The sequence below is a fragment of the Pseudoalteromonas sp. NJ631 genome, from assembly GCF_000276645.1.
Lineage (GTDB): Bacteria > Pseudomonadota > Gammaproteobacteria > Enterobacterales > Alteromonadaceae > Pseudoalteromonas > Pseudoalteromonas piscicida.
In genome coordinates, this window is record NZ_AKXJ01000002.1 from 253,889 (window position 1) to 271,020 (window position 17,132).

The 17,132-nt window shown below is 41.2% G+C and carries 13 protein-coding genes; 5 read left to right on the forward strand and 8 right to left on the reverse strand.

What is annotated here, in order from left to right; genetic code table 11:
* Positions 1–13 precede the first annotated feature (13 nt).
* The 3 genes from A587_RS0105665 to A587_RS0105675 are packed head-to-tail and all read right to left on the reverse strand — an operon-like array spanning position 14 to position 2,912.
* On the reverse strand, positions 14–1,012 hold the full coding sequence (locus A587_RS0105665) for a cytochrome d ubiquinol oxidase subunit II (protein ID WP_017216774.1): 999 nt from the start codon (positions 1,010–1,012) through the stop codon (positions 14–16).
* The gene (locus A587_RS0105670) at positions 1,005–2,351 is read right to left on the reverse strand and encodes a cytochrome ubiquinol oxidase subunit I (RefSeq protein WP_017216775.1); all 1,347 of its coding nucleotides are present in this window, start codon (positions 2,349–2,351) and stop codon (positions 1,005–1,007) included. The genes A587_RS0105665 and A587_RS0105670 overlap by 8 nt, the downstream gene beginning before the upstream one ends.
* Before the next feature lie 15 nt (positions 2,352–2,366).
* Positions 2,367–2,912 carry a GbsR/MarR family transcriptional regulator gene (locus A587_RS0105675; protein WP_010605404.1) on the reverse strand — a complete coding sequence of 182 codons (546 nt, stop codon included), beginning with the start codon at positions 2,910–2,912 and terminating at the stop codon, positions 2,367–2,369.
* Between the two features lie 249 nt (positions 2,913–3,161).
* Between A587_RS0105675 and A587_RS0105680 the strand changes: the two genes are divergently transcribed.
* On the forward strand, positions 3,162–4,346 hold the full coding sequence (locus A587_RS0105680) for an alkaline phosphatase family protein (protein WP_017216776.1): 1,185 nt from the start codon (positions 3,162–3,164) through the stop codon (positions 4,344–4,346).
* Between the two features lie 66 nt (positions 4,347–4,412).
* Here the strand turns inward: A587_RS0105680 and A587_RS0105685 are convergent, their stop codons facing one another.
* Positions 4,413–4,592 carry a hypothetical protein gene (locus A587_RS0105685; RefSeq protein ID WP_017216777.1) on the reverse strand — a complete coding sequence of 60 codons (180 nt, stop codon included), beginning with the start codon at positions 4,590–4,592 and terminating at the stop codon, positions 4,413–4,415.
* Between the two features lie 229 nt (positions 4,593–4,821).
* Here A587_RS0105685 and A587_RS0105690 point away from each other — a divergent pair, with 229 nt between their 5' ends.
* The 3 genes from A587_RS0105690 (at position 4,822) to A587_RS0105700 (ending at position 10,630) form a co-directional block, all read left to right on the forward strand.
* Positions 4,822–6,411: a sensor domain-containing diguanylate cyclase gene (locus A587_RS0105690; RefSeq protein WP_017216778.1), complete on the forward strand. Its 1,590-nt coding sequence runs from the start codon at positions 4,822–4,824 to the stop codon at positions 6,409–6,411.
* A gap of 94 nt (positions 6,412–6,505) precedes the next feature.
* Entirely contained in the window at positions 6,506–7,909 is a 1,404-nt protein-coding gene (locus A587_RS0105695) for a YfcC family protein (protein WP_017216779.1), read from the forward strand.
* A 174-nt stretch (positions 7,910–8,083) separates the two neighbouring features.
* On the forward strand, positions 8,084–10,630 hold the full coding sequence (locus A587_RS0105700) for a putative bifunctional diguanylate cyclase/phosphodiesterase (RefSeq protein ID WP_017216780.1): 2,547 nt from the start codon (positions 8,084–8,086) through the stop codon (positions 10,628–10,630).
* A gap of 56 nt (positions 10,631–10,686) precedes the next feature.
* Here the strand turns inward: A587_RS0105700 and hemH are convergent, their stop codons facing one another.
* A complete protein-coding gene (gene hemH, locus A587_RS0105705; protein ID WP_017216781.1) occupies positions 10,687–11,706 on the reverse strand; it encodes a ferrochelatase in 1,020 nt (339 codons plus the stop codon).
* Positions 11,707–11,942: 236 nt separating this feature from the next.
* On the opposite strand from hemH, the gene A587_RS0105710 reads away from it, so the two are divergent.
* Positions 11,943–13,496 carry a methyl-accepting chemotaxis protein gene (locus A587_RS0105710; protein WP_017216782.1) on the forward strand — a complete coding sequence of 518 codons (1,554 nt, stop codon included), beginning with the start codon at positions 11,943–11,945 and terminating at the stop codon, positions 13,494–13,496.
* A gap of 100 nt (positions 13,497–13,596) precedes the next feature.
* Here A587_RS0105710 and A587_RS0105715 read toward each other — a convergent pair whose 3' ends face one another.
* The 3 genes from A587_RS0105715 to A587_RS0105725 all read right to left on the reverse strand — a co-directional run bounded on the left by A587_RS0105715 (position 13,597) and on the right by A587_RS0105725 (position 17,109).
* Positions 13,597–15,063, reverse strand: coding sequence for a S41 family peptidase (locus A587_RS0105715; protein WP_083838437.1), 1,467 nt, complete (start codon positions 15,061–15,063; stop codon positions 13,597–13,599).
* A gap of 85 nt (positions 15,064–15,148) precedes the next feature.
* Positions 15,149–16,408: a sensor histidine kinase gene (locus A587_RS0105720; protein ID WP_017216784.1), complete on the reverse strand. Its 1,260-nt coding sequence runs from the start codon at positions 16,406–16,408 to the stop codon at positions 15,149–15,151.
* On the reverse strand, positions 16,405–17,109 hold the full coding sequence (locus tag A587_RS0105725; RefSeq protein WP_017216785.1) for a response regulator transcription factor: 705 nt from the start codon (positions 17,107–17,109) through the stop codon (positions 16,405–16,407). The genes A587_RS0105720 and A587_RS0105725 overlap by 4 nt, the downstream gene beginning before the upstream one ends.
* Positions 17,110–17,132: the final 23 nt, after the last annotated feature.

The following is a 17,132-nucleotide window of genomic DNA, read 5'->3' on the forward strand; positions in this document are numbered from 1 at the left end:
ATGTATGCAAGTGTCAATAGTAGGACAAAGGTTGAACCTTGCCCCAAAAGACTCGGTACGAAAATAACGTATATGCAATTAAGGTCGGCACCACTATGACTACGCCATATAATAAGAAAGTAAGAGCTGATGCGTCAGCGACTGCTTCGAAGATGGTTAGCTTGCCAGGCACTACAAAAGGGTAAAAGCTATAAACTAAGCCGAAGAAGCAAAGCACAAAGATAAATGCTGAAATCAGGAACGGTAACCAAGCTCCATTATCTGGTGACTTTGGTAGTTTCTGTAACACAAGTTCTAAAATTACAAAGAGCGACAAGCAAATAACCGGGGCTGGTAATACGACTAAGGCCATCGGGAGGTCAAACCAACGCTCATAGATCCACTCATTAATCGCTGGGTTGATGATAGAAACGAGCAACACCCCAACAAAGGCTACTCTCGCAAATTTTTTGCACCAGCTAATCGCATCTTGCTGCAATTGCCCTTCACACTTCATAATTAACCATGCTGAACCAATCAAGCCATACGCGCAGACAACACCAATTCCACTAAAGACCGCAAATGCATGGGCAAGAGGGGTATTTTCAAAGCCTATGACATAAAGCCCCAGCATATACCCTTGCGCAAACGAGGTGAGTAGCGACCCAAATTTAAATACTTTGTCCCACCGCCTTTGGCGTTTAACTCTCGCTTTTGCTCTGAAATCAAAAGCGACACCACGCATAATTAAGCCAAAGAGTAAAAACACAACAGGAATGTAGAGCGCCTGCAAGATCATACTATGGGCTTGAGGAAATGCGATAAATGCGAGGCCTACAGCTAAAACTAACCACGTTTCATTAGCATCCCAAAATGGACCGATAGAGGCTATCATTGTGTCTGCGGTTTCTTTATCGTCCAGCGGGATCATCATGCCAACGCCAAGGTCGTAACCATCTAATATTGCATAAACAAGCACAGCGAGTGCCATCAAACCGGCATAGATGAGAGATAGATATTCCGGATTAAACACGAGTCACCTCCTCAGCAAATTCCTTCATGTCGTACTCTTCCACTTCTACAGACTTGCTAGCAGTGTGGAACAAAGTACGAATATAAGCGTACAGTAAGATTGCATATATCGTCAGATAGCCAATGAGTGTAAATAAGACGTTTTCTGAGGCAATTGTTGTGACTGCATCTTCAACTCTTAAGATTCCACTGACGATATAAGGTTGGCGGCCAATTTCAGTGACATACCAGCCTGCGAGGGTAGCCACCCAACCTGAGAAAGTCATCGCAACAAGCGCTTTCAGTTGCCACTTCGGTAATTCGCCCTTTTTCCATAATGTAAAACGAGTGACAAACGCAACTAAGATCATCAGCATGCCCATCCCGACCATGATTCTAAAACCGAAAAAGACGGGCTTAACAGGTGGGTGTTCACCTTTAAATTCATTAAGCCCTTTAATTTCACCGTTCACGTCGTGGGTAAGAATAAAACTTGCCATGTTAGGAATACCGAGCGCAAAGTCGTTGCGTCTTTCTTCCTCATTCGGAATTGCGAATAGTAATAGTGGTGCACCTTTTTCTGTTTCCCAAACCCCTTCCATTGCTGCAATTTTTTGTGGTTGATGTTTTAGCGTATTTAGGCCATGCAAATCGCCGACAAAAGCCTGCAGTGGAGTAAGCAGCGCCGCAACTGTTAACGCAACGGTTAGCGCCTTTTTGGGGGCATGTTTTTCATCGTTTTTCAGCATCCGATACGCACTGACACCAGCTATCAAAAATGAGGCCGTCAGTGCACTAGCTAATAACATATGGAAGAAGCGATAACCGAATGAAGGATTGAAAATAACTTCAAACCAGTCCGTGGGATATATGATACCGTCTCTAAGTTCAAAGCCCGTCGGGGTTTGCATCCAACTATTCAAAGACAGGATCCAAAATGCCGAAAGCGTTGTACCTATGGCGACGATAAAAGTGGCTAAAGTATGTATTTTAGGTGGTACGCGCTTCATGCCAAACAGCATGATCCCTAAAAATGTTGCTTCCATAAAAAATGCGGTCAATACTTCATAACCGAGCAAGGGACCTGCAATATTGCCGACTTTCTCCATAAAGCCGGGCCAGTTTGTACCAAACTGGAACGACATAGTAATGCCGCTTACGACGCCGAGTGCAAAGGTCAATGCAAAAATTTTGACCCAAAAGCGATAAGCTCTTAACCAAACCGGGTGTTCGGTTAGGTCATACTTGAGTTTAAAAAACGCCAGAAACCAAGCTAACGCGATGGTTATCGTGGGAAAGAGAATATGAAAACTAATATTTGCTGCGAATTGTATTCGCGACAACAACAACGTATCAAGCATGACGCACCTCGCACTTTAAGACTTACGTAATAATTTATCCTTTAAATCTATTACTTTACTCACAGAAGAACCGAGCTTCATCAACGATTGCAATTGCTCTGGTGATAGGCGTTGAAGTTCCGCTGACCACTTAGTGACGGTTTCAAGTAGGTCATGAATGGATTGCATTTGCTGCTGTGCATACACTTCTTCAGGTGAGTTAGCGCTATCTAGGATTTGGTCACGAAGTAGAGTGAGTGTTGGGTCGATTTCCCTTTTTCTTCTCTCTTCAAATACGCGGTTAGCGAGATCCCAAATAGAGCCGTTTGGAGAGTAGTATTCTTTACGGTCGCCAGGAATATGATGCACCTTAACTAGTTGCCAAGATTGCAATTCTTTTATTCCCATACTCACGTTACCACGTGAAATTTTTAATGCATCGGCGATTTCGTTCGCTGTTAATGGTTTTTCATTAATAACCAACAAACCAACCATTTGCCCTATAGTTCTGTTGAAACCCCAACGGCTTCCCATTTCGCCGCAATGAAGTACAAAATTTTCTATTTTTGGTGATAAGTTCATTGTTTTAAACTTTCAGTAATTATTGAAACTTTAATATAAAGGTCACTTTGACTTAGATCAAGCATTAATTAAGCTCAACTACAACATAGTGAAAGTTAACCTTCCCCGAATATCTATAATTGCCATCCACTGACCGCAAATCAATATAAATTTCAAATCATTGTGATTTAATGCGGCCGCAATCACACGGATTATGCTGCACAGCCTCTTATTTTTGCAGCGGTACTCACATGACACGGGAATTTATACATGCTAAGAATCCTCCTTTTCACCTTATCTATCTTTAGTTGCACTGCTTTTGCTGAGCGCGCGACAACCATATTGATCTCCATCGATGGATTTAGATGGGACTACATTGAAAAACACGATGCAAAGAATATTGCAAATCTTGCGAAGCAGGGCGTCCGCGCGACTAAGCTATGGCCTCAATATCCGACTAAGACATTTCCAAATCACCTGTCTATTGTTACGGGTTTAAAACCAATCAATCATGGTATCGTCGATAATTACTTTTGCGATAAGAAGCGTGATGAGTGTTATAAGATGGGGATGGGTAAAGTGGATAGCTCTTGGATAAGTGGTATTCCCTTATGGAATCTTGTAAAAATGCATGGATATAAATCTGCCGCTTATTTTTGGCCAGAATCAGACGCTAGAATCAATGGTATGACGCCTGACTATTACTATCATTATTCAAAGAAAGCCGATTACAAGAATCGTCTTAATGAAATACACAATTGGCTAAAATTACCAAAAAGCGAAAAACCATTGTTTGTCGCCAGCTACTTTTCTCTAGTGGATACAATGGGTCATGGATACGGACCGGACCATGAAAAAACGAGAGAAGCAGTACAATTTGTTGATGGCTTAATCGGAGATTTTGTCGCAGCTTTGAAAAAGGACAAAATTAAAGTGAACTTAGTACTCGTTTCTGACCACGGTATGGCAAGTGTAGAACCAAGCAAAGCCGTGATACTCGAAGAGCTAGATATACCTGAAGATTGGACGATAAAAAATAGCGGAACGAGGGTATCACTTTATGCGTTAGGTGATAAAGTCCTTGAAACAGAGACGCTTGTGCAGCAGTTACGTGAAAAAGCGGAGGGTCGTTATGAGGTGTTGAATAGTGAGCGAAAACAGCAACTAAATGGCGGTGAGTCTTCTCGTATCGGTGACATTATCCTGCAGGCAAAAGCACCTATTGTCTTTATGCAAAAAGGCAAGCAAGGCTATTATGGTACGCATGGGTATGAGGTAACACCTGATATGGCCGCATTTTTTGTCGCAAGTGGCCCCGCCTTTAAATCGGGTGTAACGATAGAACAAGCTAGCAATTTAGAAGTTTACCCAACACTTACACGCATTATGGGGCTTAAGCCACTTAATGAGCTTGATAGTAAGGGAGAAAACCTATTAAAGCTGGTTAGGCCGTAAAACAGGCTATCTATCATGTTCAGGGCTAATGCGTAACTTAGCTCTGAACTAGGTGAGTAGAGTAAGTTACTTTTTATTGGAAGACTTCATTAGCCGTTTTGCTAAAGCAAATACAATATAGACAAGAACCAAGGAATTAAGGACAAGCAATGCATCTTTATCAGATACGAACATCCATATCGCCGCAAGCGCAAGGCAAGCAAGTGTAAAGTGGCCAACTAGTGGATTGGTAGTCTTTTTCTTCATTAAGAACTTCGCTGTATTTATGTTCAGATTATTTTACACCTGATAACTGAGACAATACCAATAATCCGTTCAAAAAACTAAATATTTTTGACCATGTGGTTATAATACGGGCACACAGAATGTGGACGTGCTAATTCGTTATTGGTCTGACCAGAGTTTGATATAGATTAACTGTTTTACTCAAACGAATAGCTAAAATGTCATGGAAGTACATTAAAGAGAGTTCTTAGTGGTACAAATAAATAAAGCAAAACATTGGTTAGACCTTAAAAAGCTGATACTCATTCTTGCCACATTATGCGTATTTACATCGTTACTAAACGCATTGTTTTCGAGCTACCAAGTGCAAAAACAAGTGATGGTAAAAGATACGTTAGAGGCAAATCGTGCCTATGCAACTAAGTTAGCAGATGTTACCGATCTCTTCTTACAATCAGTATTGATGCAACTAAGAGCGTCGAGCGAAACCATTGCGATGCAGCTAGATAACCCTGAAGTGGTTAATAAAGAATTGAGTCAAATGCTTACAAGGACACATAGTTTTGACTCTATCGTGTTAGTAAACGCAAAAGGTGAAATTATCGGTGCTCAACCAAGTTCGCTTGGTGTGATAGGAGCTACACTCAAAAATGAAGTAGAGACTTCGCCACTTCGTGAAAAAGCCCCTTTTATTGTGGGTCCATTTGTTTCGCCGGCTGGGAATTTGATGGTGAGCCCAACTCATCCAATGTTTGACCAAGAAGGGGTATTCGTAGGTTTTATCGCTGCCGGGATTTATCTTAAAGGTGACAATATTTTAGGCCGATTATTGGCAAACCATCATCACCAAGACAAAACCTATATTTATGTTACCGGGCCCAACGGTAAACTCATTTATCATCACGATGATCATCGCATTGGGCAAGACGTCACCAAAAATGAGGTCGTTGAATCATTACTAAGCAAAACCTCAGGTTCCGCCCAAATAGTCAATACCCAAGGTGTAGCAATGCTAGCTGGATATGCTTCCGTACCGACAAGTGGTTGGGGGGTCGTGGCACAACGCCCATTAGAGGTCACGATGTCACAATTATCGAACACCATGCAGCATGTCTTAAAAACGACCATTCCGTTTACTGTATTCTTGTTGATTTGTGTGCTTGGACTCGGAACTTTAATTGCTAAGCCTTTATGGCGATTAGCTAAGTTATCAGAACAAGTCGAAGATGGCAGAAACATCGATTTTCCACACGTATCCACATGGTATTATGAAGCAGCATGGCTTTATCAGGCAATGCACTGTAGTGTTCAGAACTTAGGAGCACAGATCCAGCGCTTTGACGATGAAAGAAAGCAAGATCAGCTGACTCATTTATTCAATAGACGAGGAATGGAGAAGTGGCTAGAAACAGCCTATGAGCAGCAAACCCCGTTTAGCATTATTGCGCTTGATATCGATCACTTTAAACATGTGAATGATACTTACGGCCACGATGTTGGTGATGCGGTGATCAGAAAACTCGCCGAGCTGATGCGCACTAATGCACGTGAACAAGATCACCTATGTCGTAGTGGTGGTGAGGAGTTCTTAATGTTTCTACCGCATGTAGATATAGACAAAGCAGATAGGATCGCTGAACGTCTGCGCGCATGTACCGCTGAAACTGAGTTTGGTGAAGCCGGGCATATCACTATTTCTCTTGGGGTCTCTCATTGGCCGCTGTGCTCTGAGGATTTGCATCACGCACTCAAACTAGCGGACCGTAGTCTATACCAAGCGAAAGCAAACGGCAGGAACCGTGTTGAACATGCCGTTTTAGCCAATCACAATGTAGCATAATTGGAAATTTGATATTAAAAAGTGAAATCTGCTCCGAATATCGGTAAGATGCGTTGCAATTTTTACCGTTACCTAATTTGGAGCTGTACTTTCCATGGCAAAAACATTGAAAGTTCCTCATACACTAGTCCTGCTACTAGGTATGATGCTAATTGCATTGCTGTCGACCTGGATTATTCCACAAGGCTTTTTTGATACTGCAACCACTGATACTGGCAGACAAGTTGTACTTGCTGGTACCTACCACATTGCAGAAGAATCTGTTCAACTTACTCCTTGGGATCTGTTAAAAGCTATTCCTCGTGCTTTTGCTGCTGCGCAAGACGTTATTTTCTTTGTGATGATAGTGGGTGGTGTACTCGCAATTGCACGTGCAACAGGCACTGTTGATGCGTTGATCGGGCGCTTACTTGAGAAGAATGGCGATAAACCACAAAAGCTGATTTTTATGGTGGTGTTCTGTTTTGCAATCGCGTCAAGTGCGATAGGTACTGCAGGTGAATACATTCCGTTTGTGCTGATTTTAGTTGCGCTTTGTAAGGCAATGAAGCTGGATGCTATGACTGCCGTTGGCATGATCATCGCAGGCTACGGTATTGGATACGGTGTGTCAGCATTCAACCCATTTACGGTATTAATTGCTCAGCAAATTGCTGAAGTACCAGTATATTCGGGCATATGGTTAAGATTTGCTATTTTTGTTCCATTTGTACTGATTGGCTTTCATCATGTATGGAGCTATACAAAAAAGGTACAACAAAATCCTGAACACTCGATGATGAAAGATGTGCCTTGCCCACTGGCGGGTCAGGCCGCGCCAAGCTATCCGCAGCTTAACGGTCGTCATAGAACCATTTTGCTTACCTTTATTGTGACACTTGTTTGCGCAGTTTGGGGAATTGCTACTCAGGGGTGGTATTTATACGAGCTAGGTGGCTTATTTATCGCATGGGGTGTCGTGATTTCAATTCTTGGTAAACTGTCAGCAGACGAAGCTGCAAATCGTTTTATCGAAGGGGTTTCAGACTTGGTCACTACTGCAGTGCTAATTGGCGTAGCTCGTGGTATTGCCCTTATTCTTGAAGATGGTCAAATCCTTCACACGATTGTACATGGACTTTCAACTCCTCTTTCTTATGTTGCTGCGGAAGTTTCGGCCGTTGGCATGTTACTTATCCAAACGCTTTTAAATATGTTTATTCCGTCGGGCTCAGGTCAGGCATATGTGACTATGCCATTGATGGTGCCTGTGGGCGACTTAGTTGGTGTACCAAGACAGGTTGCGGTACTTGCGTATCAGTTTGGTGATGGCTTCTCAAATATGATAGTGCCAACAAATGCGGTATTAATGGGGATACTCGGTATGGCCGGCGTTCCTTATACACATTGGTTTAGATTTTGTATGCCGTTGATGGCTAAACTCATGGTCGCTGCGGCAACTGTACTGGTACTCGCAGTGATGTTTGGTTATGGTTTGGACGTACAACCGCAACTGTAGATAAACAAATTTTCTTCTCAGATAGCGTCAATCGGCGCTATCTTGCCTTTACTAGACTCAATTTCTCATCACAAAGCAAATTTATTGATCTGTATTTATATTCTATGTAGTTTAATAAGCTATTATTATTTATTAAACAAAAATCTTGGTCGGGAATGAGCCATACAGACTTCTATGAATTTAACGTTTAGCCATTTTTACAATTTAACATCTACTAATCAGCGATATCAATTCGCATTGAAACAGTTGTATGAACGATTTGATGCGGATCATTGTTTTGTGGGTAAGTTTATCGATAACGATAAGCGCGTAAAGACCGTGATGTACCTCGCGAATGGTAAAGAAGTCGATAATATTATTTATGACCTTGAAGGGACACCTTGTTTTGATGCTAAAGCAAGCAATGATGTATGTTGCGTCACAAGTGGTTTACAGCAACTTTATGAAGAGGATGAGATCCTTCGCGTTTTAAGCATAGAAGGTTATCTTGGTTTAACCTTGCGAGCATTAGATCATACACCCATTGGAATCATGGTCTGTTTGTTTAATAAAGAAAAACAAGTCAGCCTAGAAGAAAAACTATGGTTTCAAGAGTTAGGACACCTGATCTCAACGGAGCTAAGCCATAATTTAGAATTGACCAAACAAGGAATTTTGCTCAAACAACTTGCAAAAGGCGAGCAAATAGCGGACTTATGCACTTGGACGTGGCAACTTAAACAGAACAAACACTACTTTTCCTCTCATCTTAATCATCTACTTAAAACAAAAACTGATTCTCTTTCTCTATCATTATTACTAGATAAACTTACGATAGAAGATAGTGAACGACTGCGGATAGCTTTAGAGAAAGTCAGACTAAGTGGAACTCGGCATGTTGATTTACAAGTTTCGTTGGCCTCTCGCACTGAACAATACGGGTTATTAAGAATTATTGGTCAAGTAGAGTCTGATGAGCAGCATAGCGATGAGCTTGTATTCACTGCGACCATTCAAGATATTAGCTATATTTCATCGCTAAATAAACAGCTCGAACTCACTAATGTTGTGTTCGAGCATGCTACAGAAGCCATCATGATCACTAACAATGAAAATAAAATCATTATGGTGAATCGTGCTTTTGAGCGACTAACGGGTTATACCGGCTACGAATTATTAGGCCAAGACCCTGCGGTGCTATCATCTGGTAAGCAAGATAAATCATTCTATGAAGCCATGTGGGCATCGTTGAGTACGGTTGGTCACTGGAAAGGAGAGATCCACAACCGTCGCAAGAACGGTCAGATTTATCCTGAAGAATTAACACTTAGCGTGGTGAAGGATGAGCAAGGTAAAGTCGTTAACTACGTCGGCATTTTTAGAGATATTACCGAATGGAAGCGTAATGAATCCCAACTTACCTTCTACGCTAACCATGAACCATTAACTGCGCTGTTAAATCGCCGTAGCTTTATGCAGCGCTTAGAAGAACAAATATCGGGTTCTAGAAGTAACAATACCAGTTGCTCACTGCTTTTTATTGGCTTGGATAGGTTCAAGGAAGTCAACGATGTCTTTGGTCCGGAGATTGGCGATAAGGTACTTATTTCTGTAGCTAAACGATTGAAAAATGCGGTTCGCCAAAATGATATTATCGCAAGGTACGGTGGTGACGAGTTTGCGTTACTACTTACGCGCAGCGATGTGGAAAGCGCGCTAAAGATTGCTCAAAAGCTCTCACAGAAACTTTCTCAGCCCTATGTATTTAATGAAATTACCATAGAAGTCACTTGCTCTACAGGCATTGCACAGCTTGAGGCTGGCTCTCGGATCACCGCAGCAAATTTACTCAGAAACGCAGCACATGCACTTAACAGCGTGAAAAAGACCGAGCGCGGACAGGTAGCCTTACACAATGCGGCAATTCAAAATGCCTATTTAAATAAAATAAAGCTTAAAGACAAGTTAAAGCAAGCACTGAAGGAAGGAGCGCTTACCGTTTATTATCAACCGATCGTTAATGCTGATACTAACCACATCACAAAGTTTGAAGCCTTGGTTCGTTGGTTTGATGATGAATACGGAATGGTATCACCAGGTACCTTCATTCCTATCGCTGAAGAATTTGGTCTTATTCATTTAGTTGGACAGTTTGTACTTGAGCGTAGTTGCCAAGACTTAGCAAAGATCCACCAAGCTGGTTTTACAGAGGTTGGGATATCTATTAACCGTTCTGTTAGTGAGTTTAAAGCCAGTATTAATCAGGTGAAGTTAATTACCTGTGCCATCGAAAAAGCAAAGATCCCGTATGAAGCAATTACCATTGAAGTTACCGAATCGCTTGCCACAAACCGCTATACTTGGAAAACGCTTAATCAACTGAGAGAGCATGGGATCAAGGTTTCGCTTGACGATTTTTGTACTGGCTATTCATCATTAAGTAACTTGATAGAAAATCAGGTGGATTACCTAAAAATAGACAAGAGCTTTGTCGACAGCCTAATGTCTGATTACAACAAACAAGTAATGATTGACTGCCTCATTAAGCTCAGTGATAAGTTGGGAATTGGTGTGATAGCCGAAGGGGTAGAGCAGTTTACTCAACTAGAAAAGTTACGAGAGCTCGGTTGTCATCACATTCAAGGATTCTTTTACAGTCCCGCAAAACCAATAGATTCCTGTCTTGAGCTACTCACAACAGACGCTTTTGCTGAACAAACACAAAGTGCATTAGAAAAATAAAGGTGTGATATTTTGATATCACACCTCAGAAATAGCAGATTGTTTCTGCGCCTTTATTACAACAGTGGTTTTATCAGCGCAGTGATCGCTTTAATGTGATCAGCACGGTCGTTTAGTGCTGGAATATAGCGATACTTTTCACCGCCAGCAGACTCAAATACCTCACGGTTTTCAACTTCTAACTCTTCGAGCGTTTCTAAGCAATCGGCACTAAAAGCAGGGCTTAAAATAGCGACATTTTTAATACCTTTACTCGGAAAACTCTCAAGTGTTTTGTCAGTATAAGGTTGCAACCATTCAGCTTTACCAAAACGACTTTGGAAGGTCGTCATCACTTTTTCTTTATCAAGATTAAGTTTTTCAACGACTAAGCGAGTCGTTTGTTGGCAAAAACAATGATACGGGTCGCCTCTATCTAAAAATAGCTTTGGTGTGCCATGATATGAAAATACCAATTTATCCGGCTCTCCATTTGCCTCAAGATCTTCTCTAATAGAATTAGCTAAAGATTCAATATAAAGCGGGTGTTTGTGATAGCCATTAATAAAATGCAGCTCTGGTACCCAGCGCCACCCTCTTAGCACCTTTGAGATCTGATCAAAGGTTGAACCTGTTGTCGCGCTGGAATATTGAGGATATAGCGGCACAATGATAATTCGTGTGATGCCTTTTTCTCTTAACTTCTCAAGCCCTGATTCAATTGACGGGTTGCCATAGCGCATGGCAAGCTCAACTTCGATGTTTTCAAAACCTTCACTGCGTAATTGCTTCTCTATTTTATCAGTTTGCGATCGACTAATGGTTATCAAAGGTGAGCCTTCATCGGTCCAAATTGACTGATAGGCGTGTGCAGATTTTTTAGGGCGAACGCGTAAAATTATGCCATGCAAAATCATTAACCAAATTAGTCTTGGAATTTCGACAATGCGGGGATCGGAAAGAAACTCAGCGAGATAAACTCTAAGTGCTTTAGCTGTTGGTGCATCTGGGCTACCTAAATTTGTAATAAGAATACCCGTTTTGGAATTAAATCGGCCTTCATGGGGATTATCTGTTATGGCTGAAAAGCGAGACACCTAACGCTCCTTAGATTATCATTTTAATAGGATTATTTTACAAGAAAGGCTATACGGGAGTAAGCCTAATTTCGATCTAAACTGGCATAAATCAATTTGCGCCTAAAATTAACTCACACTATAGTTGTAATTATCGTTAATTAATCCCTTCTCTATTGCTATTCATGGATTGAGGGCGTATTTTCCTGCAAATCTTTAAGGGAAAATCAATTTTTTGTTAGTTTTGGACATATCTAATGAGAACCAACCACCCAGTAACCCAAAGAGAAAAAACCTTTTCTCGCGATGTAAAGCTCATCTCTGTCACTGATCTGAAAGGTAATATTGTTGACTGCAATCAAGCGTTTATTGATATTAGTGGATTTTACCGTGATGAGTTAGTTGGTCAACCTCATAATATAGTACGACATCCAGATATGCCACCTGTGGCGTTTCAAACTATGTGGACGCAGCTTAAAACAGGTAAGCCATGGATGGGGATCGTAAAAAACCGCTGTAAAAATGGTGATCACTATTGGGTTGATGCCTATGTAACGCCAATAACAGAAAATGGCAAAATCATAGGCTATGAGTCGGTTAGAAGCTGCCCAGATAGGGCGACGGTTGAACGAGCAAGTCAACTTTATACAAACGTAAATACTAATAAAGGAAGCAGTTTCAGTCTTCCCAAATTACGTGTCGTTTGGCCAGTATTTAACATCGTCTCGTCACTGGCACTTTGGTATTTTGCTTCTGAGTCTGCAGGTTTTTTTTGGTTAATGGCCAATATGCTGGCATATTCAGCCTATGCAACTTGGCGCGATAAAGAGCAACTGAGACGACTAGAATCTGAGTTGGCGCACAGTTTTTGCGATGAGATATCTGAGCAGGTTTACTCAACTTGGGATGGCACCATGGCATCAATCCAAGTTCGTTTAAAGAGTGAAAGGGCACACCTAGATACAATTCTTACGCGTGTTGAACATGCGGCGCAAAACGTGTCAAAAGGAGCGCATACAGCGAGTAAAGAAGCGCGAGCAACTTATGCCGATTTACAAAAGCAGCAAACTGAGACTGAGCTTGTTGCCACTGCCATGAATGAAATGACAACAACCATCAACGATGTCTCTAACAGCGTGCAATTGAGTGCTAAAGATGCTCAGAACTCCCTTGATTTGACTTCTCAAACAGAACAGATCGCTAATAAAACCAAAATTGCTTTTGGTGATTTAAGTAATACCATTGCCGACATCCGCAATTCTGTTGAAGGCGTCTCTAAGCAAACTGATAAAATTGCTGCTGCCGCACAGATTATTGAACAAATCGCTGAGCAAACTAATTTGCTAGCACTAAATGCAGCAATTGAAGCTGCGCGAGCTGGTGAGCAAGGTAGGGGCTTTGCAGTAGTTGCTGATGAAGTTAGACATCTAGCACAGCGCACGCAAGAGTCGACGAAAGAGATCCATGCAATTATTGAAGAGCTAACCAACAGCACACAAGCGTCAGTAGATATTGCTCAGCAAGGCCAAGAAGAATCGCTTCACGGTATCGAACAGCTGAATCAAAGCACCGATATGCTACAACAAATCACCCAAGCAGTTATCCAAATTAGTGATATGTCGATGCAAATTGCAACTTCGGTTGAGCAACAAGCGGCCGTGTCTGATGACATTAATCAGCAAGTCGTAAACATTGCACAGCTTGCAAACAACAGCCTAGATAGCGCAGACAAAGTACATCAAGAGAGTAAAGACCTAGAATCGACTGCTAAAGAAATGCACGAATTGATTGTTCGTTTTAAGCGTAAGTGATGCTATTTAGTTGAGTTAAATGTAGTAGTTCAATCCATCGCTTTTTTGCTAAAACACTTAAATGATAAAAAGGACATCAGTGGATGCCCTTTTTTCATAGTTAAGGCTCATAGCTTAGTAGTGACAATACTTTTTCAATCGCCGCATCTTTGTTCTCTTTTCTAAATGTGATGTCGAAGGGATCGACTTCAACGTCAACAGGAACACCTAGCACCTCCACATTCAAATCCAAACTGTTTTCATAGTACTCATTACTAAGCTCATAAATCCAACCATTAGGCAGCATCCGTGGAAAAGTATCTGAGGTAGCACCAGCGGTAGCGCGTCCTACCAGTGTTACTTGAGGGAGCGCAGACATCGCCAACGCAAAGGTTTCGCCAGCACTGAAAGTACCGTTTGAGGTTAGAAGGTAAATATCTTTAAGATAATATGGCCTCTCATTATCAGGCTCTGCATAAACCGATGTCAGCTGATGTAACGCCCCATCATAAAACGTACTAATATCCCAAACAAGCGTATTTTGTGAGATAAAGCGCGTGATTAATTCTAGTGCTTGTATGTCATAGCCACCTTCATTATCGCGAATATCAATAATCAGCTGATTAGTACGGGATAAGTCTGTGAAAATTTCATCCAGTAAATCGTTGAAAGCCGCATTGGCATAACTAATATCTTGACGCTCAATACCTGCTACATCAATGAAGTTTTCAAAATGATAGAGTTTCAAATAACCAATATATTGACCACCAGTGTTAATCACTCCCCAATTAGGGCCATTCGGACTTTGCTGTTTACGCATTATAAAGTCTTGCTTTGTCTCTTGATCCAAGTATTGTGCAATCGTCATTTGTAGTTGATTCGTTTGCGTTTCAATATATTTTTCAGCAAGTTCACCGGTCAGGTTTAGAGCAACCGCTTCTCGTTCTAACCTTTTGAATAGGGTAGGTTTAGCTTCAAAATTTATCGGTTCTTCTTCAAGGCTAAAATAAAGCCTGGTGTGACCATCATTTAGTAGTTCAAGTATTTCACGAAATACGCCAAGTAGTCTTGTCTCATTGGCATCACTTAGCTGCCCAGCATACTGGTTATAAACAGCGTCCCAATCTACATTACGCTCAGAGAAAAAAGCATAGTGATTTTTCATATCCAGCCAAAAAAGTTCAAAGATGGCCTCTGCGTCAAAGGTATAGCCACTTTTATCTGAGGTAGATATAAATCCGTCTTTACAGACTTCATCGAGACTGGATATTTCAGTGTATTTTACAGGGCCAGAATCGTAGGGTCGTTTATAGGTAAGCAAGCCTGCACTTTTGGCGCTAAACGCATCAAATAACGGAAGAGGGTCTAATGTCAGAATTGGATAGCAAGAGGAGCCTGTTACTTGCCAGGTCACTAGGCGCTCATCTACTATTTGTTTTATTTCACCATAATGTTCCGAATACCAAAGCTCATTTCTTAGCGTTTGTTGAACAACCTCTACGCTGCTTTTATTTTCGCCAAAGTGGCAACCAGCAAGGCCGATACACAAGATTAAAGTGATCGGTCTTAAATTGAATTTTTTCATCATAACTTCCTATCGATTAAAATATAAAGTTATTTTAGAGTGTAAGCAGCGATTTGATTGTCGCGAATTTGTCAGGGGTTTGTCATAGTTAATTGATCAACACTGAGGACAAATTGATAGTTAGACATGCGCCACCGAGTTCACTTCTGCTTACCGAGATCCCAGCGTCGTAGTTCAATAAAATTTCTTTTACGATGGTCAAGCCAAGTCCTGCACCTCGTCTTTTTCCTGAGCGACTCTCATCTACCGTAAAAAAGGCTTGGAAGACTAACTCATGTTTATCTTCGGCTATACCAATGCCATCATCTTCAACAGTTAGGAGAAGTTGAGCGTTACATAAACTTAGTGAAACACGGATCTGCTCGACTGCAAATTTATCAGCATTAACAATTAAGTTATGAAGCACACGTTTTACATCTATTTGGCAGGCCCTTATCCACATTGAGTTTGGACAATTTATAATTATAGGGTGGTTACAATACTTTTCTAAATTGACGATGTATTCATTAATTAGTGTACGCAAATCAAAATTGGAAACGCTGGTCTTTACGGAAAACTGTTCTACTTTACTGAACTCCAAAATTTCATGCACAAGCATTTCAAGCTCTTCACATTCCTCAAATAACTCTCGAACCAGATTTTTGTTCTTTGGCGGAACATCAAGCAACTCAAGCTTGAGCTGAAGTCGGAATAATGGCGTTTTGAGCTCGTGAGATACGGCTCTGATCATATTCCTTTGCTGTGCAAAGGCACACTCTAATTTTTCAGCCATTTGATTGAAGGCGTAATTGACACGTCCGACTGCTAAAAGTCCGGTATCAACACGTTTAGATAACAATCCTTGTGCAATTAGTTTACTAGCATGTTCTAACCTAGAAAGTCGAAATTGCAACCAAAGTGAGTGCAACAAAAATAGGACTAGGATTAGTCCTAAGGGTAAACCATACTGAATAAAATTGAGGATCGCCCCTGCAGAGCCTTGCACTCCAACCGCAGAAAACGCGATTAACTCTTTACCCTGTATCTTTGCGATTACAGTTTGTAATTCCTCATCATAAACGTTTTCGATGACTAACTTAGCCGTCTGCTCAAATGCAGGTTTATCTAGAGTCTGTACTTTTAGATTACTTTTTTCTGAGATCTGGGCAAGTAAAGCTTGCCACTGAGCATCATCCAAGCCAGGACGAGCTGCATCTAAAGCATAAACATAGGCTAGATAATCTAGCTCTACGTCCTTTTTCAGCTCTTTTGAGAAATAACTTGTAGCTAGAGAAGTCAAAAGGGGGTTTATCACTAAAAACAAACTAACAAAGAGTAAGCTTGCGAATGCAAAACGTATGCTTGTCATCCAGTTTCCTTGCTATTTACAAAAATATATCCTTTCCCTCTTACAGTGATGAGGTGTTGATAGGGCATTTCATCACCGATAATCTTTCTTATCTTCATGATTTTATTGTCAACTGTACGATCGAAACCATCAAATGAGCGGCCGTACAGCTGAGTTGAAATCTGGTCACGACTTAGAATAGAGTCAACATTGGACGCCAAAAAATGAAATAATGTGTATTCACTGTCTGAGAGGCCAAGCGGTATACCATCTTGGCGTGCTTGCCTTGTCGATGAGTTAAATGAGAAGGGGCCAACACGGATCACGTGCCCACTTTGCTGTTTATTCTCACTTTCTTCTGCTAAGCGAACTAGTTTTCGAAATCTCGCGAGGATAATTCGTGGGTTGACTGGCTTATGAATAAAGTCATCAGCCCCCATTTCTAATAGCGTAATTTCGTCTATATCATCGTGACTTGCGGTTAACACAATCAATTTACCATTGTACCTATTTTGTAATGACCTACAGATCTCGAAACCATCTTTATTTGGCAACATCAAATCAAGTAATACAAAATCTGGCTGAAGTTGCAGGACATGCGCTAATCCGCTCACTCCATCATCTTGGATACTCACGATAAAACCATGTTTTTCAAAGAAGCGCTTAAGCAGTTCCGCAAGGCCTAAGTCATCTTCAATTATTACCAATGATCTTGAGCTCATATATACTCCTTAAAATCCAGACC